16 protein-coding genes and 3 tRNA genes are annotated in these 21,655 nt (G+C 68.1%); 18 read left to right on the top strand and 1 reads right to left on the bottom strand.

Going from position 1 to position 21,655, the window contains the following annotated elements:
- Positions 1–6 precede the first annotated feature (6 nt).
- The 4 genes from M0G41_RS06405 (at position 7) to M0G41_RS06390 (ending at position 4,892) form a co-directional block, all read left to right on the top strand.
- Positions 7–510 carry a CinA family protein gene (locus M0G41_RS06405; protein ID WP_248206644.1) on the top strand — a complete coding sequence of 168 codons (504 nt, stop codon included), beginning with the start codon at positions 7–9 and terminating at the stop codon, positions 508–510.
- A 127-nt stretch (positions 511–637) separates the two neighbouring features.
- The gene (recA, locus tag M0G41_RS06400) at positions 638–1,672 is read left to right on the top strand and encodes a recombinase RecA (RefSeq protein WP_248206642.1); all 1,035 of its coding nucleotides are present in this window, start codon (positions 638–640) and stop codon (positions 1,670–1,672) included.
- An 8-nt stretch (positions 1,673–1,680) separates the two neighbouring features.
- A complete protein-coding gene (locus M0G41_RS06395) occupies positions 1,681–2,127 on the top strand; it encodes a regulatory protein RecX (RefSeq protein ID WP_248206639.1) in 447 nt (148 codons plus the stop codon).
- A gap of 170 nt (positions 2,128–2,297) precedes the next feature.
- Positions 2,298–4,892 carry a hypothetical protein gene (locus tag M0G41_RS06390; protein WP_248206637.1) on the top strand — a complete coding sequence of 865 codons (2,595 nt, stop codon included), beginning with the start codon at positions 2,298–2,300 and terminating at the stop codon, positions 4,890–4,892.
- A 28-nt stretch (positions 4,893–4,920) separates the two neighbouring features.
- On the opposite strand, the gene M0G41_RS06385 is transcribed toward M0G41_RS06390, so the two are convergent.
- The gene (locus M0G41_RS06385) at positions 4,921–5,577 is read right to left on the bottom strand and encodes a helix-turn-helix transcriptional regulator (RefSeq protein WP_248206634.1); all 657 of its coding nucleotides are present in this window, start codon (positions 5,575–5,577) and stop codon (positions 4,921–4,923) included.
- 279 nt (positions 5,578–5,856) lie between these two features.
- On the opposite strand from M0G41_RS06385, the gene alaS reads away from it, so the two are divergent.
- From alaS to pnp, 14 genes are all read left to right on the top strand, one after another.
- Positions 5,857–8,493, top strand: a complete 2,637-nt coding sequence (gene alaS / locus M0G41_RS06380) for an alanine--tRNA ligase (protein ID WP_248206633.1) — start codon at positions 5,857–5,859, stop codon at positions 8,491–8,493.
- 176 nt (positions 8,494–8,669) lie between these two features.
- The gene (gene csrA, locus M0G41_RS06375) at positions 8,670–8,882 is read left to right on the top strand and encodes a carbon storage regulator CsrA (RefSeq protein WP_248206631.1); all 213 of its coding nucleotides are present in this window, start codon (positions 8,670–8,672) and stop codon (positions 8,880–8,882) included.
- 75 nt (positions 8,883–8,957) lie between these two features.
- Positions 8,958–9,050 (top strand) — tRNA-Ser (locus M0G41_RS06370).
- 593 nt (positions 9,051–9,643) lie between these two features.
- Positions 9,644–9,720, top strand: a tRNA-Arg gene (locus M0G41_RS06365).
- Positions 9,721–9,853: 133 nt separating this feature from the next.
- A complete protein-coding gene (locus tag M0G41_RS06360) occupies positions 9,854–10,318 on the top strand; it encodes a (2Fe-2S)-binding protein (protein WP_248206630.1) in 465 nt (154 codons plus the stop codon).
- Complete coding sequence (locus M0G41_RS06355; protein WP_248206627.1) at positions 10,315–12,465, top strand: xanthine dehydrogenase family protein molybdopterin-binding subunit; 2,151 nt, start codon at positions 10,315–10,317, stop codon at positions 12,463–12,465. Before M0G41_RS06360 ends, M0G41_RS06355 begins: the two co-directional genes overlap by 4 nt.
- Before the next feature lie 94 nt (positions 12,466–12,559).
- Positions 12,560–12,636 (top strand) — tRNA-Met (locus M0G41_RS06350).
- Positions 12,637–12,797: 161 nt separating this feature from the next.
- On the top strand, positions 12,798–13,337 hold the full coding sequence (rimP, locus tag M0G41_RS06345) for a ribosome maturation factor RimP (RefSeq protein WP_248206624.1): 540 nt from the start codon (positions 12,798–12,800) through the stop codon (positions 13,335–13,337).
- A gap of 37 nt (positions 13,338–13,374) precedes the next feature.
- A complete protein-coding gene (nusA, locus tag M0G41_RS06340) occupies positions 13,375–14,883 on the top strand; it encodes a transcription termination factor NusA (protein ID WP_248206622.1) in 1,509 nt (502 codons plus the stop codon).
- Between the two features lie 88 nt (positions 14,884–14,971).
- Positions 14,972–17,560: a translation initiation factor IF-2 gene (gene infB / locus M0G41_RS06335; protein WP_248206621.1), complete on the top strand. Its 2,589-nt coding sequence runs from the start codon at positions 14,972–14,974 to the stop codon at positions 17,558–17,560.
- A 117-nt stretch (positions 17,561–17,677) separates the two neighbouring features.
- On the top strand, positions 17,678–18,046 hold the full coding sequence (rbfA, locus tag M0G41_RS06330) for a 30S ribosome-binding factor RbfA (protein WP_248206617.1): 369 nt from the start codon (positions 17,678–17,680) through the stop codon (positions 18,044–18,046).
- A gap of 3 nt (positions 18,047–18,049) precedes the next feature.
- Positions 18,050–18,967, top strand: a complete 918-nt coding sequence (truB, locus tag M0G41_RS06325; protein WP_248206614.1) for a tRNA pseudouridine(55) synthase TruB — start codon at positions 18,050–18,052, stop codon at positions 18,965–18,967.
- Positions 18,968–19,134: 167 nt separating this feature from the next.
- Positions 19,135–19,395, top strand: coding sequence for a 30S ribosomal protein S15 (rpsO, locus tag M0G41_RS06320; protein WP_248206610.1), 261 nt, complete (start codon positions 19,135–19,137; stop codon positions 19,393–19,395).
- 78 nt (positions 19,396–19,473) lie between these two features.
- The gene (pnp, locus tag M0G41_RS06315; protein WP_248206606.1) at positions 19,474–21,573 is read left to right on the top strand and encodes a polyribonucleotide nucleotidyltransferase; all 2,100 of its coding nucleotides are present in this window, start codon (positions 19,474–19,476) and stop codon (positions 21,571–21,573) included.
- Positions 21,574–21,655 lie beyond the last annotated feature (82 nt).

The raw sequence follows: 21,655 nt of genomic DNA, 5'->3' as shown, positions 1-21,655 counted from the left end.
GTCGCCATGAGCCCGGTCCCTTCGGATGGGCAGCTCGCCGAGTTGGCGGGTCGCCTGGGCGAGGCCCTGCGCGCCCAGCACCTGATGCTGGTCACCGCCGAGAGTTGCACCGGCGGCTGGATCGCCAAGACCGTGACGGACATCGCCGGCTGCAGCGACTGGTTCGACTGCGGACTGGCCGCCTACAGCTACGAGGCCAAGCAGGCCCTGCTGGGCGTGCGTCCGGAAACCCTGATGGAGCACGGCGCGGTCAGCCGCGAGACGGTGCTGGAAATGGTCTCCGGCGCGCTGGTCCACTCCGGGGCGAGCATCTCCGTGGCCGTCACCGGCATCGCCGGACCCAGCGGCGGCACCGACGACAAGCCGGTCGGAACGGTCTGGATCGGCTGGAAGCGACGCGGCGGTTATCCGCGTGCCGAGGTGTTCCACTTCGGCGGCGACCGCGAGGCCGTGCGCCGACAGACGGTCGCCGCCGCGATCAATGGCTTACTGAAAAGTCTTACCCCCTGACGGGAAGTACGCCGACGGCGTCGCCGCACCCTGTGGGATACTGTCAGGCCTGACGGCGGCGCGTGCTCTCAGCTTCTGAGATGCCCCAGCGTCAGCCTCCCCGGCGTCAACTCATCGAGGATTCCCCATGGACGACAACAAGAAGCGCGCCCTCTCTGCGGCGCTGACCCAGATCGAGCGACAGTTCGGCAAGGGCGCGGTGATGCGCATGGGCGACAAGGCCATCGAGGCGGTCGCCGTGGTGCCAACCGGCTCGTTGATGCTGGACATCGCTCTGGGCATCGGCGGCCTGCCGAAGGGACGGGTTGTCGAGGTCTACGGGCCCGAGTCCTCGGGCAAGACCACCCTGACCCTGCAGGCCATCGCCGAGTGTCAGAAGAACGGCGGCACCTGCGCCTTCGTCGACGCCGAACATGCGCTGGATCCGACCTACGCGGCGAAGCTCGGTGTCAAGGTTGAAGACCTTCTGGTCAGCCAGCCGGATACCGGCGAGCAGGCGCTGGAGATTGCCGACATGCTGGTCCGCTCCAACGCGGTGGACATGGTCGTGGTCGACTCGGTCGCCGCGCTGACGCCGAAGGCCGAGATCGAGGGCGAGATGGGTGACCAGCTGCCCGGCCTGCAGGCCCGGCTCATGAGCCAGGCCCTGCGCAAGCTCACCGGCAACATCAAGCGCAGCAACTGCCTGGTGGTCTTCATCAACCAGCTGCGCATGAAGATCGGCGTGATGATGCCGGGCCAGAGCCCGGAAGTGACCACCGGCGGCAACGCGCTGAAATTCTACGCATCGGTTCGCCTCGATATCCGCCGCATCGGCAGCATCAAGAAGGGCGACGAGATCATCGGCAACCAGACCAAGATCAAGGTCGTCAAGAACAAGATGGCGCCGCCGTTCAAGCAGATCGTCACCGAGATCCTCTACGGCGAAGGCATCTCCCGCGAGGGTGAGCTGATCGACATGGGCGTCGATGCCAAGCTGATCGACAAGGCGGGGGCCTGGTACAGCTGCGGCGGCGATCGCATCGGCCAGGGCAAGGAGAACGCCCGCCAGTTCCTCAAGGACAATCCCAAGCTGGCCGCCGAGATCGAAGCCAAGCTGCGCGAGCTCTACGTCCCGCAGATCGCCAATGAGGAAAGCGAAGCCGAGGCCGAGGAGGCCTGAGGCGCGGGATGCCGAGAGCGCCGCGCACCCCGCTGCAGCGGGCGGTTGGCCTGCTGTCGCGGCGCGAGCACTCTCGGCACGAGCTGCGCCGCAAGCTGGTCCAGCGGGGCGAGGAGGCCGAGGCAGTCGACCAGGCGCTCGATCGCCTCGAGCAGAGCGGTCTGCAGGACGAGCGGCGCTTTGCCGAGAGCCTGCTCCGGCAGCGGGTGGCGTCCGGCTACGGCCCGCGCTACATCGCTGCCGAGCTGGCAACGCACCAGCTCCCCGATGCATTGATCTCCCAGGTGCTCGAAGCCGTGGAGGTCGACTGGCAGGACCAGGCAGCTGACCTGGTCTCGCGTCGTTTTCCGCAGGGCCTTCAGGACCCATCAGACCGCCGGCGCGCGGCAGCCCTTCTTCAGCGCCGGGGCTTTGATGGCGAGACCTCCCGCCGCGCAATCAGCGCGGTGCAGTAGCCGCCTCGGGAACCCGGCCTGCAGGGGGCGTTGCCAGGCCGCGCCCATCATGACGCATTTGCGTCATTGCCCTGATCGTCGCAAGGCGCTGAACTCGAACCACTGATCAGTGGCCGCCGGCGGGGCCGCGGTCGTGGGATTACCGCGGTTCACGGCAGAGCGAGGCGCACGTGGACGCCATCACCGAACGAACCGGAGCGCGCAGGCGCGAACCGCAGTGGGTTCCATTGGGCGTGACCGCTCGGGATGCGGTGCAGGTCCGGCGCAGATTCGTTCTGCTCGGCCTGCTGGCGCTCGTCATGGGGACGGCCGGCGCACAGACGCTGCGTCCGCTCGATCGCGTCATGCAGGTGACCGGCGGCTGGCAGCATACCTGCGTGCTGACGGTGGACGGCGCGGTGAAGTGCTGGGGCAGCAATCTCGAGGGTCAGGTCGGCGATGGCGGAGAACTGGATCAGCTGACCGCCGTCGACGTGGTCGGACTCGAGTCCGGCGTCCTGGCGATCAGTGCCGGGCTGCGCCACACCTGCGCCCTGATCGACGATGGCAGCGTGCGCTGCTGGGGGCGCAATGACAACGGACAGCTCGGCGACAACACGCTGGAGGACCGGCGCACGCCGGTCACCGTCCAGGGCCTGCCAGAGGCGGCGATCAGCGTGAGCGCCGGGCGCGAAAGCAGCTGCGTAATCGGCATGTCCAATACGGCCTACTGCTGGGGCGACAACGCCTTTGGCCAGCTCGGCAATGGTGACTTCACCGACCAGCCGCTGCCGGTGGCGGTCAGCGGCCTTGGCGCCAGCGTCACCGCGCTCAGCAATCACGACAGCCTGCACGCCTGCGCGATCGCCGCGGGGGCGGTGTTCTGCTGGGGCCGCAACGACAATGGGCAGGTCGGTGACAACAGCACCACCAACCGCAATGCGCCGGTGCTGGTGAGCGGCCTGACCAGCGGCTTCGATCAGGTGGACGTCGGCGCGTTCCACAGCTGCGCGCGTTTCGTTGGCAGCGGATTGAAGTGCTGGGGTCGGAATCTGTTCGGCCAGCTCGGCGACGGCAATACGGTGCTGACCCAGCCCACGCCCGTAACGGTGAGCGGCTTCTCCACCGATCCGCAGCAGATCGCCCTCGGGCACGACCACAGCTGCGCGCTGCTGGACGGCGGCGGCGTGCGCTGTTGGGGACTGAACGACAGCCGCTTTCAGGGGGGTACCGGCAGCAGCGGCAACAGCACCATCCCGGTGGACGTGTCCGGACTGACCAGCGGAGTCTCCTCGATCGGCGTCGGGCACAATCATGGCTGTGCGAAGCTTCCCGACGGCACCCTGCAGTGCTGGGGCGAGAACAACTTCGGCATGCTGGGCGACGGCACCACCACCAACGCATCGTCCCCGGTCCAGGTGCTCGCCTATGTCCCCGAGCGCGATGTTGCACCGCTGACTCCGGCCGGCAACGGAGACAGCCGTTCCGCGGTGCCGGACGGAGCCGGGCGCTTCATCGTGTTCGAGTCCGCCGCCGCCAACCTCACCATGCAGGCGGATGGCAACGGCGCCAGCGACATCTTCCGCATCGATACGCAGGCCGATCCGCCGGTCACGGTCCGCGTCAGCCTGGATGACGCCGAGGGCGAGATCGATGGCGCTTCGATTGAACCCTCGGTATCGGCCGACGGCCAGCTGGTGGTGTTCGTGGCGCCGGATGCCGGCGTGGGCAAGCTGAGCGGCGAGTCGAAGCAGGCGGCTGCGCTCAGGCAGAAGGGCAGCGGCTTCGGCGTATTCCTGCGCAACATGCTCACCGGCAGCACGCGTCGCGTGGGTGATGCGCTCCCGGGTGGCACCGGCACCACGCCAGTCATCGCGCCGGGCGCCGGCGCAGTGGTCTTCACCGGCCTGCCGATTCCGGGGCAGGGCGAGCCCAGCCAGCCCAACGTGTTCCGCATCCCGCTGTCACCGGTGACCGGCGGTGAGTACGAGCCGGATACGGTCAATCTGCGCTGCGTGTCCTGCAAGGCGGTGACCAGCATGGGCCTCGATACGCCGGGCAATGCCGATGGCGATAGCGGCGCGCCCGTGGTGTCAGGGGATGGTCGCCTGGTGGCCTGGGAGACCCGCGCCAAAAATCTGCTCTCGGGCGCGCCCAGCCCCTGCACGGCGCCGCAGACATCGTCGATCATGATGCGCAACATGCTGACCGGCGTGAGTCGGCGGGTCAGTCAGCCGATCGGCTTCTCCGCATCGAGCTGCGGGATGCAGGGCAGCCGCAAGCCGAGCCTCGACTGGGCGGGCCTGAACCTGGCTTTCGAGAGCGACGAGGCCCTGGTGCCCGGAGTGACCGGGCTGCAGGACGAAGTGTTCGCGCTCCCCGTGGGCACGTCGACAGGGAGCCCCGAGTGGGTCAGCCGGGGGTCGACGGGAAGCGTCGGGAACGGCGGGTCCGGCAGGCCCGCCCTCTCGGGCGATGGCCGCGTGGTGACCTTCGTGTCCTCGGCCAGCGATCTGGATACGCGATCGAACGACAACAATGGCGTGGCCGACATCCACGCAAGGGTGCTCGGTGGCGGCGCCATCCGCAGGCTCTCGCTCGGAGTCAGCGGGGCGCAGGCCGATGCGGCGCAGAACGCCCCGCGGTTCGACTACAACGCCAAGGTGCTGGCCTTCGATTCGTCCGCGGGCAACCTGGTGGAGAACGATCTCAACGCCGCCGCGGACGTATTCAGGCGTGCCCTGCCGGCGACGGTGAGTCTGATCAGTGCAAACGGCTTCGAATAGGACATCGGCGCCGGCGGTGCGCGCGACGTCACGGCAGGCCGCCTTGCTGGGCCCGCGCCACGGCTTGGGCGCGGGAATGGACGCGCAGCTTGGCGTAGACCCGCCGTAGATGATTGGACACCGTGTGCCTTGAGCGCGCGAGTCGCTCGGCAATCGCCTCCACGCTGAGTCCCTCACCGAGCAGGGCCAGCACCTCGGACTCGCGCGGGCTGAGGCCAAAGCGAGACACGGCCGATTGCGCCCGCGCCCCGCTGACCCAGCGGTCGAGCAGGCAGGCGGTCAGGGCCGGGTCGATCGGAGCGGCGCCGCGGAGCAGGGCGTGCAGGGCCTCGATGATCCGCGGGCCTTGGACCGGCCGGAGCAGAAAGCCGCGGGCTCCGGCTTCGATCGCGGCGACCGCCGCGGGTCCGGGCTTCCTGCCGCCGATGACCAGCAATCGGGTGGTCGGGCATCGCGCCTGCACGCGGCGCAGGCCTCGCGGCCCGGGGTCCCCGTCGCGGCCGCAGCCCAGCAGCAGCAGCGGCGGGGCCGGCCGGGCGTCCAGGGCGGCGTCCAGGCTTGCGGTGTCGGGAACGGTCAGGACGCAGCGCAGGTCCGAAGCGGCCTCGATGCAGCGGGCCAGCCCACGGCGGCGACGGCGGTCGCGGTCGACCACCCAGACCGCGTGACGAAGCTCGCGGCTCACCGCCGAAACCTCGCAGATTCCGGCTCGCGGTCGAGCCGTGGCGGGGCCGGCGTCCCATGTTCGGGGCGATCCATGAGCGGCGCCTTTTTCCGGTGGACCGGAGTCCATGCTACGCCCGAAACCGGGGCCGCGCCTGGCGCGGCGATGATCGGCCGGCCCGATCACTGCTACTCTTTGCGGTCACCCTCGGATCCGGGTTGATCGAGCCCCTGTCTGCACCCATGGTGTAGGCGGCGGGCTATCGTTCCCGCGTCCCATCGACCAGCCTGCAGCCAGACCATGAAGACCAGCGCCCAGATCCGTACAGACTTCCTCGAATTCTTCCGTTCCAAGGGCCATGCCGTGGTCGCCTCCAGTCCGCTGGTGCCCGGCAACGATCCCTCCCTGCTCTTCACCAACGCAGGCATGGTGCAGTTCAAGGATGTCTTTCTCGGCGGCGAGAAGCGCAGCTATACCCGCGCGGCGACCTCGCAGCGCTGTCTGCGCGCGGGCGGCAAGCACAATGACCTCGACTCGGTCGGCTACACCGCGCGACATCACACCTTCTTCGAGATGCTCGGCAACTTCAGCTTCGGGGATTACTTCAAGAAGGACGCTATCGCCTACGCCTGGGAGCTGCTGACCGGGGTGTGGAAGATCCCTGCCGACAAGCTGCTGGTGACGATCTACCACACCGACGACGAAGCCTTCGACATCTGGCACAAGGAGATCGGCCTGGCCGCCGAGCGGATCATCCGCATCGGCGACAACAAGGGTGCGCCGTACGCCTCGGACAACTTCTGGCAAATGGCCGACACCGGCCCCTGCGGGCCCTGCAGCGAGATCTTCTACGACCACGGCGCCGCCATCCCCGGCGGCCCGCCCGGCAGCCCCGATGAGGACGGCGACCGCTTCATCGAGATCTGGAACAACGTGTTCATGCAGTTCGACCGCCAGCCCGACGGCACACTGGTGCCGCTGCCGGCGCCCTGCGTCGACACCGGCATGGGCCTCGAGCGCATCTCGGCGGTGCTCCAGCACGTGCACAGCAACTACGAGATCGACCTGTTCCAGGCGCTGATCAAGGCGGCCTCGGAGCTGACCTCGACCGCCGACCTCGAGAACAAGTCGCTGCGTGTCATCGCCGACCATATCCGCGCCTGCAGCTTCCTGATCGTCGACGGCGTACTGCCCAGCAATGAGGGTCGTGGCTACGTGCTGCGCCGGATCATCCGCCGCGCTCTGCGTCATGGCTGGATGCTCGGCGTGCGTGGCGGCTTCTTCCACAGGATGGTTGCGCCGCTGGTGACGCTGATGGGCGAGGCCTATCCCGAACTCGCCGCCAAGCAGGAGTTCGTCGAGAAGGCCCTGCGCGCGGAGGAGGAGCGTTTTGCCGAGACCCTCGACTCCGGCATGAAGATCTTCAACGAGGTCGCGCAGAAGTCGAAGGGGCAGATTCCCGGTGAGGACGCCTTCCGCCTCTACGACACCTATGGTTTCCCGGTGGATCTGACCGCCGACATCGCCCGAGAGCGCGGCCTGTCCGTCGACATGGCGGGCTTCGAGGCGGCGATGGAGAAGCAGCGCGAGCGCGCCCGCGAGGCCAGCAAGTTCGCCGCCGCCGGCAATCTGCCCTCGGAGCTGGTGGCGAAGCTGGCGCCGACGCAGTTCCTGGGTTACGACGCTCACGAAGCGGACGCCTGCCGGGTGGTCGCCCTGATGCGCGACGGCGTCTCCGTCGAGCGTCTCGAGGCCGGTGACAGCGGCGTGGTTTTCCTTGACCGCACCCCGTTCTACGCCGAGAGCGGCGGCCAGATGGGCGACAGCGGTGACCTGGGCGACGGCGAGTCCCTGCGTTTCGTCGTGACCGACACGCAGAAGTTCTCCGCCGCCTTCCATGGTCACGTCGGCAGGCTGGAGCAGGGCGAGATCCGGGTCGGCGCGCAGCTGTCGGCGCGCATCGACCTTGGACGCCGCCAGGCCATCGTCCTCAATCACAGTGCCACCCATCTGCTGCACGCGGCGCTGCGCCGGGTGCTGGGCGAGCATGTCACCCAGAAGGGCTCGCTGGTCGCCCCCGACCGACTGCGCTTCGACTTCTCGCATTTCCAGCCGATCAGCGGAGAGGAGCTCGAGACCATCGAGCGCATGGTCAATGAGGAGATCCGCCGCAACGTCGAGGCCGAGGTCCACCACATGGGCATGCAGGAGGCCCTCGACTTCGGCGCCATGGCCCTGTTCGGTGAGAAGTACGGCGAGCAGGTGCGGGTGCTGCGCATGGGCGCCTTCTCGACCGAGCTCTGCGGCGGCACCCATGTCGCGCGCACCGGCGACATCGGCCTGTTCAAGATCACCAGCGAGGGCGGCATCTCGGCCGGCGTGCGCCGGATCGAGGCGGTCACCGGCGACGGTGCGCTGGCCTACGTGGCCGAGGAGGAGGCGCGCCTGGCCGAGCTGGCCCGTCTGACCGGCGCCAGCGCCGCGGACGTGGTCGACAAGGTGCGCCAGCTGATCGAGCGGCAGCGCAAGCTCGACAAGGAACTCGACGCGCTGAAGGCCAAGGCCGCGGCCGGCGCAGCCGGCGATCTCGCCAGCCAGGCCGTCGAGGTCGGCGGGTTCAAGGTCATCGCCGCGCGGCTCGAGGGCATCGAGCCCAAGGCGCTGCGCGAGAGCGTCGATGTGCTCAAGCAGAAGCTCGGCGACGCAGTGATCCTTTTGGCCGCGGCGAGCGAGGGCAAGGCCTCGCTGGTCGCTGGCGTCAGCGGAAGCGCGCTCGGCAAGGTCAAGGCAGGCGAGCTGGTTTCTCATGTTGCCGCACAGATCGGCGGCAAGGGGGGCGGCCGTCCGGACATGGCGCAGGGCGGTGGTGAGGACGGACCGGCGCTGGTCGCGGCGCTGTCCTCGGTGCCCGACTGGGTGACCCAGCGCGCCGGCTGAGCACCCCGGGCAGCCGATCACGCGCTGCAATGCTTTATTGCGACCCGCTCCGATGCTCGGCTAGTATCGGAAGCAGGTCCACAGCGCCAAGCGCCAGGGACAGCCGGCTTAGCCAGAACGGCGACAAGGGGTGGTAGGGGCCACCCGGGCAAGCCGGTCGCGAGGGAGACGCGAAAATGCTGATATTGACCCGACGTGTAGGCGAAACCTTGATGATCGGAGACCAGGTCACGGTCACCGTGCTCGGGGTCAAGGGCAACCAGGTCCGCATCGGCATCAACGCACCAAAGGACGTGTCCGTCCATCGTGAGGAGATCTATCAGCGCATCCGTCGCGATGACGAGGGTGCTGCCGCCGAGAGCGGCAAGCCCGAGGACGGAGCCGCCTGAGCACGACAGGGGTTTACCCGCCTCCCCCCAGCCGCTAGACTTCCGCGCCTGATCCGTGCGCGGATCAACAGTTCCGGAGAGATGCCCGAGAGGCCGAAGGGGCTCCCCTGCTAAGGGAGTATAGGGTCAAAAGCTCTATCGAGGGTTCGAATCCCTCTCTCTCCGCCAGACATGAAAACGCCGCCTTCAGGGCGGCGTTTTCATGTCTGGCTCCGCTCGAGCGCCTTCGATGGGTTGAGGCCGACTGGCGACTCTGGGCGCGAAGAGGACCTTCCGCAGAACCCGAATGTAGGAGCCAGCTTGCTGGCGATAGACGTCCCGGATGGGACGATCGCCAGCAAGCTGGCTCCTACAGCAACGGTGCTGCCAGGTCCGGTTTGTGCCGCGAAGCAGCCCTTACCGCAGTCAAATTGTGGGAGTGCCCTCGGGCGCGACCGCGGAGACCCGCTCTGGCCGCAGTCTGTGGTGAATCTGGAGCGCTGCGGTCGCGCCCAAGGGCACTCCCACAGTCGGGCACCGTTGGGGGTCAGCGAAGGCCTTTAGGGTTTGCCTTGGCGCACCGACATGGGCGTTCGGACGGTACGCCCGGTGCGGCAAGCCGCACCCTATGAATGTCCGGTTCGCGCCCGAACCGGCCGCCCGCTCTCCGCCATTGGCGGCCTTCACCTCCGCCTTCGGGACCCGCCCGAAAGCAGAACGCAATCAACCTCGAAAAGAGGCTTGACGAGATTCCCCGGCCTCCCCATAATTGCGGTTTCTACGCGCCCGTAGCTCAGTTGGATAGAGTACCAGGCTACGAACTTGGTGGTCGGGAGTTCGAATCTCTCCGGGCGCGCCAATGAACAAGCAGGAAGGCCGGCAGGAAACTGCCGGCCTTTTTGTTTTTCCGGGCTGGCATGCCGCGAGGTGGCGAGGGTCGGGAAGCAGGCGTAGGCTGCCGGTTCCAGCACGAGCCAGCCAGGAGCCAGCCGATGAAGCTCACCGTCAATGGCGTCGAGCATGAGGTCGAGGCCGCGCCCGATACGCCGCTGCTCTGGGTGCTTCGCGATCATCTCGGCATGACCGGTACCAAGTACGGCTGCGGCATGGCCCTGTGCGGGGCCTGTACCGTGCACCTGGATGGAGTCTCTACACGCAGTTGCATCACGCCGGTGTCCGCGGTGGCGGGGCGGCGTGTGGCGACCATCGAAGGTCTGTCGGACGACCGCAGCCACCCGGTGCAGCAGGCCTGGATCGAGGCCGACGTCGCCCAGTGCGGCTATTGCCAGTCCGGCCAGATCATGGGCGCCGCGGCATTGCTCGCCGCCAATCCCGACCCGAGCGACGAGGAGATCGTCAGCGCGATGGACGCGCACCTGTGTCGGTGCGGCACCTACAGCCAGGTGCGCGAGGCGGTGAAGCTGGCCTCGCGCAAGATCAGGGAGGCCAAGTCATGAGCGTGCAGCCGGGTCGGCGCAGGTTCCTTGGCACGACGCTGCTGGGTGGCGGCTCCCTGGTCATCGGCCTGCACCTGCCGGGACTGCTGCCCCTGGCAATCGCGGACGCGCCCGTCGCGGGCGGCTTCCGGCCGAACGCCTTCGTCGAGATCAATGAGGACGGCGAGATCGTCCTCTACGTGGCCCAGGCCGAAATGGGGCAGGGGGTGCTGACCTCGCTGCCGATGCTTCTGGCAGAGGAACTCGACGTCGAGCTGTCCCAGGTGCGCATCCAGCGGGTCGGCGTGAACCCGGCCTTCAATCACCCCTATTTCAATGCCCAGGTCACCGGTGGCTCGACCTCGGTGCGCGGCTTCTTCGAACCGCTGCGGCGCGCCGGCGCGCAGGCCCGGCAGATGCTGATGGAGGCCGCGGCCGAGCGGCTCGAGGTGCCGCGCGAATCGCTGCGTACGGAATCCGGAAGCGTGATCGACACCGCAAGTGGTCGCCGCCTGGCCTATGCCGAGCTGGCCGCCGCCGCGGCGAAGCTGCCCGTGCCCGACGCCGCCGCCGTGGCGCTGAAGCCGGCCTCCGAGTTCCGCCTGATCGGCAAGGGCCAGGCCCGTATCGAGGCGCCGGGCAAGGTCGACGGCAGCGCCGGGTTCGGGCTCGATGTGCGCCTGCCCGGCATGCTCACCGCCGTGGTCGCTTGGCCGCCGGTGCCGGGGGCGACGCTGAAGTCGTTCGACGCGACAGCCGCCAAGGCGGTGCCCGGCGTGGTCAAGGTCAAGCAGGTGCCCGAGGGCGTGGCGGTGATTGCCCGGGACTTCTGGACCGCCCGCAAGGGTCGCGATGCCCTCAGGCTGGAGTGGGACGACGGAGCGAACGCCGCTTTCGACAGCGAAATCCAGGGGCGTGAGTACGCCGAGCTGGCCAGCCGCCCGGGGGCGCTGGCTGTCGAGCGCGGCGACGGCGACAGGCCGCTCGAAGGGGCGGAGGGCGTGATCGAGCTGGATGTGGAAGTGCCCTATCTGGCGCACGCCACGATGGAGCCCCTGAACGCAACGGTTCACCACAAGGGCGATTCGGCCGAGATCTGGACCGGCACCCAGATGCCCGGCGCCGACGCCGCGCGGGCGGCCGGCCTGTTGGGCGTAGCCGTCGACAAGGTCGTGCTGCATCCGCAGCTGCTCGGCGGCGGCTTCGGCCGCAGGGCCAATCCGGTCAGCGACTTCGTCGCGGTAGCCGCCAACGTCGCCAAGGGTGAGGGCTTGCCGGTCAAGACCGTCTACACCCGCGAGGACGACACGCGCGGCGGCTGGTACCGGCCAAGGGCGCTGCACCGGATGCGCCTGGCGCTGGGCGAGAATGGCCTGCCAAAGACCTGGCAGCATCGCGTGGTCGCGCAGTCGATCATGCAGGGCACGCCGTTCGAATCGATGGGCGTCAAGGACGGCGTCGACTTCAGCGTGGTCGAAGGCGTGATCGACCTGCCCTACGCGGTTCCGAACCTGCGCGTCGAGTGCATCCTGGCGCCGCGGGTGCTGCCGGTGCTGTGGTGGCGTTCGGTGGGCCACACGCATACCGCGCTGGCCGTGGAGCATCTGGTCGACGTTGCGGCGCGCAAGGCCGGCGTCGATCCGCTGGACTACCGCCGTCGCCTGCTGTCCGAACATCCACGCTGGCTGGCGGTGCTTGAACAGGCCGCCGCGCGCAGCGACTGGGGCAAGCCCCTGCAAGAAGGACATGCCCGTGGCTTCGCCATCCACAAGAGCTTCGAGACCATCGTCGCCCAGGTCGCCGAGGTGTCGATCAAGGGCGGTCGCCCCAGGCTGCACCGGGTCACCGCGGTGGCCGATATGGGCCGGGTGATCAATCCGCGGCACGCCCGGGTGCAGATCGAGTCGGGCATCGTCTTCGGGCTTTCGGCGGCGCTTCACCAGCAGATCACCTTTGCTGAAGGTCGCGTGCAGCAGAGCAACTTCCACGACTTCCCGCTGCTCAGGCAAAGCGAGATGCCACGCATCGAGGTGCACCTGGTCGACAGTGCCGAGGCCCCGGGCGGGGCGGGGGAGCCGGGCACGCCGCCGATCGCGGCGGCGCTGGCCAATGCCCTGCTGGCCCTGACCGGAAAGCCCGTGCGCAGCCTGCCGGTGCGGCTGGGCTGAGCTGCGGCGCCTGCGTCGGAGTCGGAGGATGAACCGACCTCGACAAAGCGCTTGCGCGATTCGGGTGTCCTGCGTATGATTCGTGGCTCGCTGCTGCGGGGTGGAGCAGTCTGGCAGCTCGTCGGGCTCATAACCCGAAGGTCGCAGGTTCAAATCCTGCCCCCGCTACCAGTTTTGGTTCAGGAAGAGCCTCCTCGCGAGGCTCTTTCCTTTTCCGGACTACGCGTCGGAAGCCAACCTGGGTGTTCAAAAGGGGCCGCGAGCCCCTTTTTCTTTGGCCGTCGCCCGCAGCCCGGCGGCCGTGGTGCCTTGACACAGGATCGATCGACTGGATGAGCAACCGCGTTGAACAGCTTGGAAACCTGCTGGGTCCGGCCATCGCCGATCTGGGCGGCGGGCTGTTCCTGTGGGGCATCGAGTTCGTGCCGGGCGCGTCGCAGTCGCTGCTGCGCATCTACGTCGACGTCGAGGGCCGTCATGTCGGCATCGAGGATTGCGAGACGGTCAGCCGCGAGATCAGCGCGCTGCTCGACATCCACGATCCGATCCCCGGCAACTACAACCTCGAGGTGTCCTCGCCCGGCATGGACCGCCCGCTGTTCGAGGCCGCGCACTACGCGCGTTTCCTTGGCGAGCAGGCCAAGCTGGCGCTGCTGGTGCCGGTCGAGGGCAGGCGGCGGCTGAACGGCCGGATCGCCCGGGTCGAGGGCGAGGCGGTGACCATCGCCGACGAATCCGGCGAGTTCACCGTGCAGGTCGGCAACGTGCAGAAGGCGCGCCTGGTGCCGCAGTTCGACCAGGCCGAGAAGAAGCCGCCGCGCCAGCGGCGCGGCAAGAACACACCGGCTGGCGAGGCCGGTCCCGAGGAATGACACGACACCGCGCCCCGGGCGTGCTGGAGCTGGAGCAATGAGCAAGGAACTGTTGATGGTGGTTGAGGCGGTCGCCAACGAGAAAGGCGTCGCCCGCAGCGTGATCATCGAGGCCATGGAGGCCGCGCTGGCCTCGGCTGCTCGCAAGCGCTACCCGGATGAGGACACCCTGATGCGGGTGAAGATCAACCCGAAGGACGGCAGCTACGAGACCTTCCGCCGCTGGGAGATCGTCGCCGACGACGTGGTGATGGAGTCGCCCGACCGGCAGATCCGCCTCATGGACGTGGTCGACGACAACCCCGAGGCGCAGGTCGGCGAGTTCGTCGAGGAGCAGGTCGAGAACGCCGAGTTCGGCCGCATCGCCGCCCAGGCGGCCAAGCAGGTCATCGTGCAGCGCGTGCGCGAGGCCGAGCGCGCCCTGGTCGTCGATGCCTACAAGGATCGCGTCGGAGAGCTGATCACCGGCATCGTCAAGCGCGTCGAGCGCGGCAATGTCTATGTCGATCTCGGCGGCAATGCCGAGGCCTTCATCCCCAAGGACAAGGCCATCCCGCGCGACGTGATGCGCGCCGGCGACCGCGTCCGCGGCTACCTTTATGACGTGCGCGCCGAAGTGCGCGGGCCGCAGCTGTTCATGTCGCGCACCGCACCGGAATTCATGATCGAGCTGTTCAAGCTCGAGGTCCCGGAAGTGGGCCAGGGCCTGGTCGAGATCAAGGCCGCCGCGCGTGACCCGGGCGATCGCGCCAAGATCGCCGTGCTGGCCCATGATCACCGCACCGATCCGATCGGCGCCTGCATCGGCATGCGCGGCTCGCGCGTGCAGGCGGTGTCGAACGAGCTCAACGGCGAGCGCATCGACATCGTGCTGTGGAGCGACAACCCGGCACAGTTCGTCATCAACGGCATGGCGCCGGCCGAGGTCCAGTCGATCATCGTCGACGAAGAACGTCACTCGATGGATATCGCGGTGGCCGAGGATCGGCTCGCCCAGGCGATCGGTAAGGGCGGGCAGAACGTGCGCCTGGCCAGCAAGATGACCGGCTGGCAGCTCAACGTGATGACCCAGGACCAGATCACCCAGAAGAGCGAGTCCGAGCAGGCCGCCGCGCGGCAGCTGTTCCAGGACAAGCTGGAAGTCGACGAGGAAATCGCCGGCATCCTGGTCGCCGAGGGCTTCTCGACGGTCGAGGAAATCGCCTACGTGCCGGCCGGCGAGCTGCTGGCGGTGGAAGGCTTCGACGAGGACATCGTCGAGGAACTCCGCGCCCGCGCCCGCGACGCCCTGCTCAACGAGGCGCTGGCGGTCGAGGAGGAGCTCGAGGAGCACAAACCCACCGAGGATCTGCTCGGCCTGCCCGGCATGACCGACGGTATCGCCTACGCGCTCGCCGCCCGCGGCGTCCAGAGCCGTGAGGACCTCGCCGAGCTGGCCGCCGACGAGATCAGCGACATCGACGGCATGGACGAGGAGCTCGCCGCGGCGCTGATCCTCGCTGCCCGCGCCGACGAGATCGCGCGACTTGAGAAGGCCGCCTCATAGGGCCTTGTGCTTTTGGGCCGCGTAGGCGGTCGGGATAGAATGTCGCGTTTTCTCGGGCGCCAAGGGGCGCCCCCGAACAGGAAGTCACATGTCCGAAGTTACGGTACGTTCGCTCGCCAAGCTGGTCGGCACCCCGGTTGAAAAGCTGCTTGAGCAGCTGGCGGAGGCCGGCATGAGCTTCGAGGGGCCGGATCAGGTGGTGACGCCGACCGAGAAGATGAAGCTTCTCGGATTCCTTCGCCGCTCGCATGGCAAGTCCGATGCGCCGGTCGAGGCCGCTGCGCCGAAGCAGATCACGCTCAAGCGCCGCAAGGTGCAGGAGATCACTGTCGCCGCCGGCAAGAGCAAGACCACGGTGGCCGTCGAGGTGCGCCAGAAGCGCACGTACGTGAAGCGGGAGCTGGTCGAGGAACAGGATGATCAGCGCGCCGAGCGCGAGGAGGCCCAGCGCCTGCTGGCCGACTCCCAGCGCCGCAACGAGGCCGAGGAGGCCGCTCTGCGCGAGGCCGACCGCAAGCGCGAGGAAGAGGAAGCCAAGCGCCGCGCCGAGGAAGAGGCCGAGCGCAAGGCGCGTGAGGAAGAGGCCGAGCGCCAGCGCGCCGAGGAGGCCCTGCGCGCGGCCGCCGACGCGGCGCAGCCTGCCAGCGCCCCGCGCGCGGCCGGGGCCGCCCGTGCCGAGCCGCCGGCACCCCCGGTTCCGCCGCGCCGCGAGAACGACAAGCACCGCGCCCAGAAGCCGGCGCGCGTCCACGTGCGCGACGATGACGACAGCAGCAGCCGCTTCGCCAAGGGCGAACTGCACCTGTCCAAGGCCATGGCCGCCCGTCGCGGCGCTGCCAGCAAGCGGCGCGGCCGCCCGGCCAAGGAGCAGTCGCGGCAGTCCGGCGGTCCCCACGGGTTCTCCCGGCCGACCGCTCCGGTCACCCGCGAGGTGCAGATCGGGGACTCCATCCTGGTCACCGAGCTGGCGCAGAAGCTGGCAATGAAGGGCGGTGAGGTGGTCAAGGCGCTGTTCAAGATGGGCGTCATGGCAACCATCAACCAGGCCATCGATCACGACACCGCGGTCCTGGCGGTTGAGGAGCTCGGCCACCGAGCCGTGCGCGCCAGCGACGATGACGCCGAGCAGGCGCTGATCGCCCACGCGGAGGTCGAGGGCGAGAAGCACACCCGTCCGCCGGTGGTCACCATCATGGGCCACGTCGACCACGGCAAGACCTCGCTGCTGGATTACATCCGCAGCACCAAGGTCGCCTCGGGCGAGGCCGGCGGCATCACCCAGCACATCGGTGCCTACCACGTAGAAACCGACCGCGGAGTGATCAGCTTCCTCGATACGCCCGGCCATGCCGCGTTCACCTCGATGCGCGCGCGCGGCGCAAAACTGACAGACATCGTGGTCATCGTGGTCGCCGCCGACGACGGCGTCATGCCGCAGACCGCCGAGGCGGTGCAGCATGCCCGGGCCGCCGGCGTGCCGATCATTGTGGCGGTCAACAAGATGGACAAGTCGGGTGCCGATCCCGAGCACGTCAAACAAGGGCTGGTGAAGCTCGAGGTGGTGCCGGAGGAATGGGGTGGCGACACCCAGTTCGTCCCCGTCTCGGCGAAGACCGGCATGGGCGTGGATGCGCTGCTCGATGCGATCTCGATCCAGGCCGAGGTCATGGAGCTGCAGGCCGTGGTCGAAGGCCGCGCCCAGGGCGTGGTGGTCGAGTCGGCGCTGGACAAGGGCCGCGGCCCAGTGGCCACGGTGCTGGTCCAGCAGGGCACCCTGAACAAGGGCGACTACGTGGTCTGCGGCACGCAGTACGGCCGCGTGCGTGCCCTGTTCGACGAGGCCGGAAAACAGGTCGACAGCGCCGGGCCGTCGATTCCGGTGGTCATGCTCGGCCTGTCCGGCGTGCCGGATGCGGGCGATGACTTCGTCGTGGTCGAGGACGAGCGCCTGGCCAAGGACGTGGCGCAGCAGCGAGAGGCCAAGAAGCGCGAGTCGCGGCTGGTCAAGCAGGCTGGCAACCGCATGGAGGACATCATGGCCCAGATGGGCCAGGGTGCCGAGCAGCAGCAGCTCAACCTGGTGGTGAAGGCGGACGTGCAGGGCTCGGTCGAGGCGCTCCGCGATGCGCTGACCAGCCTGTCCAACGAGCAGATCCGGATCAACGTGATCGCCTCGGGCGTCGGTGGCATCACCGAGTCGGACGCCACGCTCGCCGCGGCTTCCAAGGCGGTTGTCATCGGCTTCAATGTGCGCGCCGACGCCGCTGCCCGCCGGGTCATCGAGACCAACGCTCTGGACCTGCGCTACTTCTCGATCATCTATGACGTGATCGACCAGGTGAAGCAGGTGGCATCCGGTCTGCTCGGCGTCGAGGTGCGCGAGGAGATCATCGGCATCGCCGAGGTTCGCGACGTCTTCCGCAGCTCGAAGTTTGGCGCGGTGGCCGGTTCGATGGTGGTCGAGGGCGTGGTCCGTCGCAGCAAGCCGATCCGCGTGCTGCGCAACAACACGGTGATCTTCCAGGGCGAGCTCGAGTCGCTGCGCCGCTTCAAGGAAAACGTCGAGGAAGTGCGCAATGGCACCGAGTGCGGCATCGCGGTCAAGCAGTACAACGACGTGAAGCCGGGCGATCAGATCGAGTGCTACGAGCGCGTCGAGGTCCAGCGGACGCTGTGAGTGTTCAGGGCTCAGGGGCTAGGGTCTAGGGCTCAGAAGGGCAGGGCGGTCGTCGCGAGCGGCGGCTGCTCCCCCCGGCAACGCTCGCTCCCCCGGTCCTGATTCGGAGTCTCACCCATGCCGTCGCAGAAAAGCTTCCATCGTACCGACCGCGTTTCCGCCCAGCTCCGCCGTGAGCTGGGCACGCTGGTGCACCAGGCGGTGCGCGAGCACGGGCTGCCGTCGGTCAGCGTGTCCGATGTCGAGGTCACGCGTGACCTTGCCCATGCCAAGGTCTTCGTCACCGCGCTGGAGAGCGAGCGTGCTGCGGAGGCCCTGAAGGCGCTGCGCGAGCTGGCCCGCGAGGTCCGCTTCCAGCTCGGCCGTAGCCTGCGCATGCGCCATGTCCCCGAGTTGCACTTCCACTACGATGACTCGGTCGATCGGGGCGAGCGCATCGAAGCCCTGCTGGCCGACCTGCCCAAGGCCGAGCGGCAGGACGACTGATCGATGAAGGGCAGGCGGTCACCCCGGCCGGCCTGGCAGCCGGTCGACGGCCTGCTGCTGCTGGACAAGCCTCGTGGGATCAGCTCCAACCAGGCCCTGCAGCGGGCGCGGCACCTGTTCCGCGCCGCCAAGGCGGGTCATACCGGCTCACTTGATCCGCTCGCCACCGGACTGCTTCCGATCTGCTTTGGTGAGGCGACCAAGATCGCCGGTCTTCTGCTGGGCTCCCGCAAGGCCTACCGGGTCGAGGCGCGGCTCGGCGTCACCACCGACACCGAGGACGCAGACGGCGAGGCGGTGCTCGAGCGGCCGGTGCCAGCGCTCTCCAAGGCCGACGTCGAGACCCGGCTGCCGCCCCTGACCGGCACCATCCTGCAGCGTCCGCCCGCCTATTCGGCACTCAAGCGCGACGGCGTGCCGGCCTATCGCCGGGCTCGCGCCGGCGAGGACTTCGAGCTGGAGCCGCGCCAGGTCGAGGTGCATGGCATCCAGCTGCTGCGACTGGATGGCGAGCTGCTGGAACTCGAGGTCGAATGCGGCAGTGGCACCTATATCCGCAGCCTGGTCCGCGATCTGGGCGAGGCGCTGGGCTGCGGGGCCCACGTCACGGCCCTCCGCCGGCTCTGGGTCGAGCCGTTCCGGGCGCCGGTTATGCACACCCTCGAGTCGCTGGCCGCGGCCGATCCGGCCGAGCGGCCGACCTTCCTGCTGCCGCTGGAGTCGGGTCTGCGCCACCTGCCCGGGTTGTCCGTTGATGCGGAGCGCGCCGTGCGGCTGCGCCAGGGCCAGCGTGTGCCGCTGGACGCGCCGCCCGGCGAGTACATCCTCTGGGTCGGGGACAGGGCCATGGGTCGTGGCCGGGTGGACGCCGAGTCGGTCCTCCACCCGGACCGGCTGTTCAATTCCCCGCCCGAGGCGTGAACGGGCGACACGCCCGGAGCGGGGCGCGGGGTCTTCCTTGAGACTGCGGTCCTGCCCGGGCTATACTTGAAAAGCTTTACACGCGTTTTTCTTTCCAACCGGCGGGCCAGGCGGTGCCGCGGGTAATCCCGCAGTTCCTGCCGACTTCGCATCTCAAAGAGGCACACATGTCCATCGACACCAGCAAGATCATCGACGAATACAAGCGCAGCCCGAACGACACCGGGTCCCCGGAAGTGCAGGTCGCCCTGCTCTCCGCGCGCATCGAGCAGCTCACCGAGCACTTCAAGGTGCACAAGCAGGATCATCACTCCCGCCGCGGTCTGCTCAAGCTCGTCAACCAGCGCCGTTCGCTGCTCGGCTACCTGAAGACCAGCGATGCCGAGCGCTACAAGACGCTGATCGAGCGTCTCGGTCTGCGCCGCTGAGCCGGACCCTCGTGGCCGGCCTTGGGCCGGCCTTTCCGCCGGGCGCCGGCCAGACACTGAGATAAGGGCAAATACAACGTGGCGAAAGTAACCAAGTCGTTCCAGTACGGATCGCACACTGTCACCCTCGAGACCGGCGAGATCGCCCGTCAGGCCAGCGGAGCCGTCATGGTCTCCGTGGACGGCACGGTGGTGCTGGTCACCGCGGTGGCCGCCAAGTCGGGCCGTGAGGGGCAGGATTTCTTCCCGCTCACCGTCGACTACGTCGAGAAGTTCTATGCCGGCGGACGCATCCCCGGCGGCTTCTTCAAGCGTGAAGGCCGTCCGACCGAAAAGGAAACGCTGGTTTCCCGCCTGATCGACCGTCCGATCCGTCCGCTGTTCCCGGAGGACTACAAGAACGAAGTCCAGATCATCGCCCAGGTGATCTCGCTGAACCCGGAAGTCGACGGCGACATCCCGGCCATGATCGGTGCCTCGGCGGCGCTGGCCCTGGCCGGCACCCCGTTCAAGGGCCCGATCGCAGCCGCCAAGGTCGGCTACAAGGACGGCCAGTACATCCTCAACCCGACGGCCTCCGAGCTGAAGGAATCCAAGCTTGAGCTGGTGGTCGCCGGTACCGCGAACGCGGTGCTGATGGTCGAGTCCGAAGCGCAGCTGCTGAGCGAGGAAGTGATGCTCGGCGCCGTGACCTTCGGTCACCGTGAGATGCAGAAGGCGATCAACGCCATCCAGGAACTGGTGGCCGAGGCCGGCGCCAAGACCTGCGAGTGGACCGCTCCGGTCAAGAACGAATCGCTGATCGCCGCGCTCAAGGAAGCCGTGGGCGGCCAGCTGGCCGACGCCTTCAAGATCGTCGACAAGCTTCAGCGCCGCGACGCCATCTCTGCCATCCGCAAGTCGGTGATGGAGAAGCTGGCTCCCAGGGCCGAGGCGGAAGGCTGGAGCAGCGCCGAGCTGGGCAAGGAGTTCGGTGAGATCGAATACCGCACCATGCGCGACTCGGTGCTCGACACCAAGGTCCGCATCGACGGTCGTCAGCTGAACACCGTTCGCCCGATCAGCGTCAAGGCCGGCGTCCTGCCGCGCACCCACGGCTCCGCGCTGTTCACCCGCGGCGAGACCCAGGCCATCGTCATGGTCACCCTGGGCACCGCGCGCGACGGCCAGATCATCGATGCGGTCGCCGGTGAGTACAAGGAAAACTTCCTGTTCCACTACAACTTCCCGCCCTTCTCGGTCGGTGAGTGCGGGCGCTTCGGCGCGCCGAAGCGTCGCGAGATCGGCCACGGCCGCCTTGCCAAGCGCGGCGTGCTGGCAGTGATGCCGAGCATGGAAGAGTTCCCCTACACGGTTCGCGTAGTCTCCGAGATCACCGAGTCGAACGGCTCCTCGTCGATGGCGTCGGTCTGCGGCTCCTCGCTGGCGCTGATGGACGCGGGCGTGCCGGTCAAGGCGCCGGTGGCCGGCATCGCCATGGGCCTGGTCAAGGAAGGCGAGCGCTTTGTCGTCCTGTCCGACATCCTGGGCGATGAGGATCACCTCGGCGACATGGACTTCAAGGTGGCCGGTTCCTCCGAGGGCATCTCCGCCCTGCAGATGGACATCAAGATCGAGGGCATCACCGAGGAGATCATGAAGATCGCCCTGGAGCAGGCCAAGGAAGGTCGCCTGCACATCCTCGGCGAGATGGCCAAGGGCCTGTCGCAGCCGCGCGCCGAGATGTCCGAGTACGCCCCGCGCCTGCTGACCATGCGCATCCATCCGGACAAGATCCGCGAGGTGATCGGCAAGGGTGGCTCGACCATCCAGGCCATCACCAAGGAAACCGGCACGCAGATCGACATCCAGGACGACGGCACCATCGTCATCGCGTCGGTCAACCGCGCCGCCGCCGAAGCGGCCAAGGCACGCATCGAGCAGATTACCTCGGACGTCGAGCCGGGACGGATCTACGAAGGCAAGGTCGCCAAGCTGATGGACTTCGGCGCCTTCGTGACCATCGCGCCGGGCAAGGATGGCCTCGTTCACGTGTCGCAGATCTCCAACGAGCGCGTCGAGAAGGTCTCGGACAAGCTCAAGGAAGGCGATGTGGTCAAGGTCAAGGTGCTGGAAGTCGACAAGCAGGGCCGCATCCGCCTGTCGATGAAGGCCGTGCTGGAAGACGCAGCGAGCTGATCTCGCCCTGTCAACCGGCTGCAGCGAAAAAGCGGACTTCGGTCCGCTTTTTCGTTTCCAGCGCGCCAAGTCGCCTGATGCC

The organism is Pseudomarimonas salicorniae (genome assembly GCF_023156535.1).
Classification (GTDB): domain Bacteria; phylum Pseudomonadota; class Gammaproteobacteria; order Xanthomonadales; family Xanthomonadaceae; genus Pseudomarimonas; species Pseudomarimonas salicorniae.
Note: the sequence above shows the minus strand (reverse complement) of the source record. Positions and strands in the feature narration are given on the sequence as shown.

Coding starts and splice junctions, on each gene's coding strand:
- M0G41_RS06405 (WP_248206644.1), top strand. CDS start 7: ATGAGCCCGGTCCCTTCGGATGGGCAGCTCGCCGAGTTGGCGGGTCGC.
- recA (WP_248206642.1), top strand. CDS start 638: ATGGACGACAACAAGAAGCGCGCCCTCTCTGCGGCGCTGACCCAGATC.
- M0G41_RS06395 (WP_248206639.1), top strand. CDS start 1,681: ATGCCGAGAGCGCCGCGCACCCCGCTGCAGCGGGCGGTTGGCCTGCTG.
- alaS (WP_248206633.1), top strand. CDS start 5,857: ATGAAGACCAGCGCCCAGATCCGTACAGACTTCCTCGAATTCTTCCGT.
- csrA (WP_248206631.1), top strand. CDS start 8,670: ATGCTGATATTGACCCGACGTGTAGGCGAAACCTTGATGATCGGAGAC.
- M0G41_RS06360 (WP_248206630.1), top strand. CDS start 9,854: ATGAAGCTCACCGTCAATGGCGTCGAGCATGAGGTCGAGGCCGCGCCC.
- M0G41_RS06355 (WP_248206627.1), top strand. CDS start 10,315: ATGAGCGTGCAGCCGGGTCGGCGCAGGTTCCTTGGCACGACGCTGCTG.
- rimP (WP_248206624.1), top strand. CDS start 12,798: ATGAGCAACCGCGTTGAACAGCTTGGAAACCTGCTGGGTCCGGCCATC.
- nusA (WP_248206622.1), top strand. CDS start 13,375: ATGAGCAAGGAACTGTTGATGGTGGTTGAGGCGGTCGCCAACGAGAAA.
- infB (WP_248206621.1), top strand. CDS start 14,972: ATGTCCGAAGTTACGGTACGTTCGCTCGCCAAGCTGGTCGGCACCCCG.
- rbfA (WP_248206617.1), top strand. CDS start 17,678: ATGCCGTCGCAGAAAAGCTTCCATCGTACCGACCGCGTTTCCGCCCAG.
- truB (WP_248206614.1), top strand. CDS start 18,050: ATGAAGGGCAGGCGGTCACCCCGGCCGGCCTGGCAGCCGGTCGACGGC.
- rpsO (WP_248206610.1), top strand. CDS start 19,135: ATGTCCATCGACACCAGCAAGATCATCGACGAATACAAGCGCAGCCCG.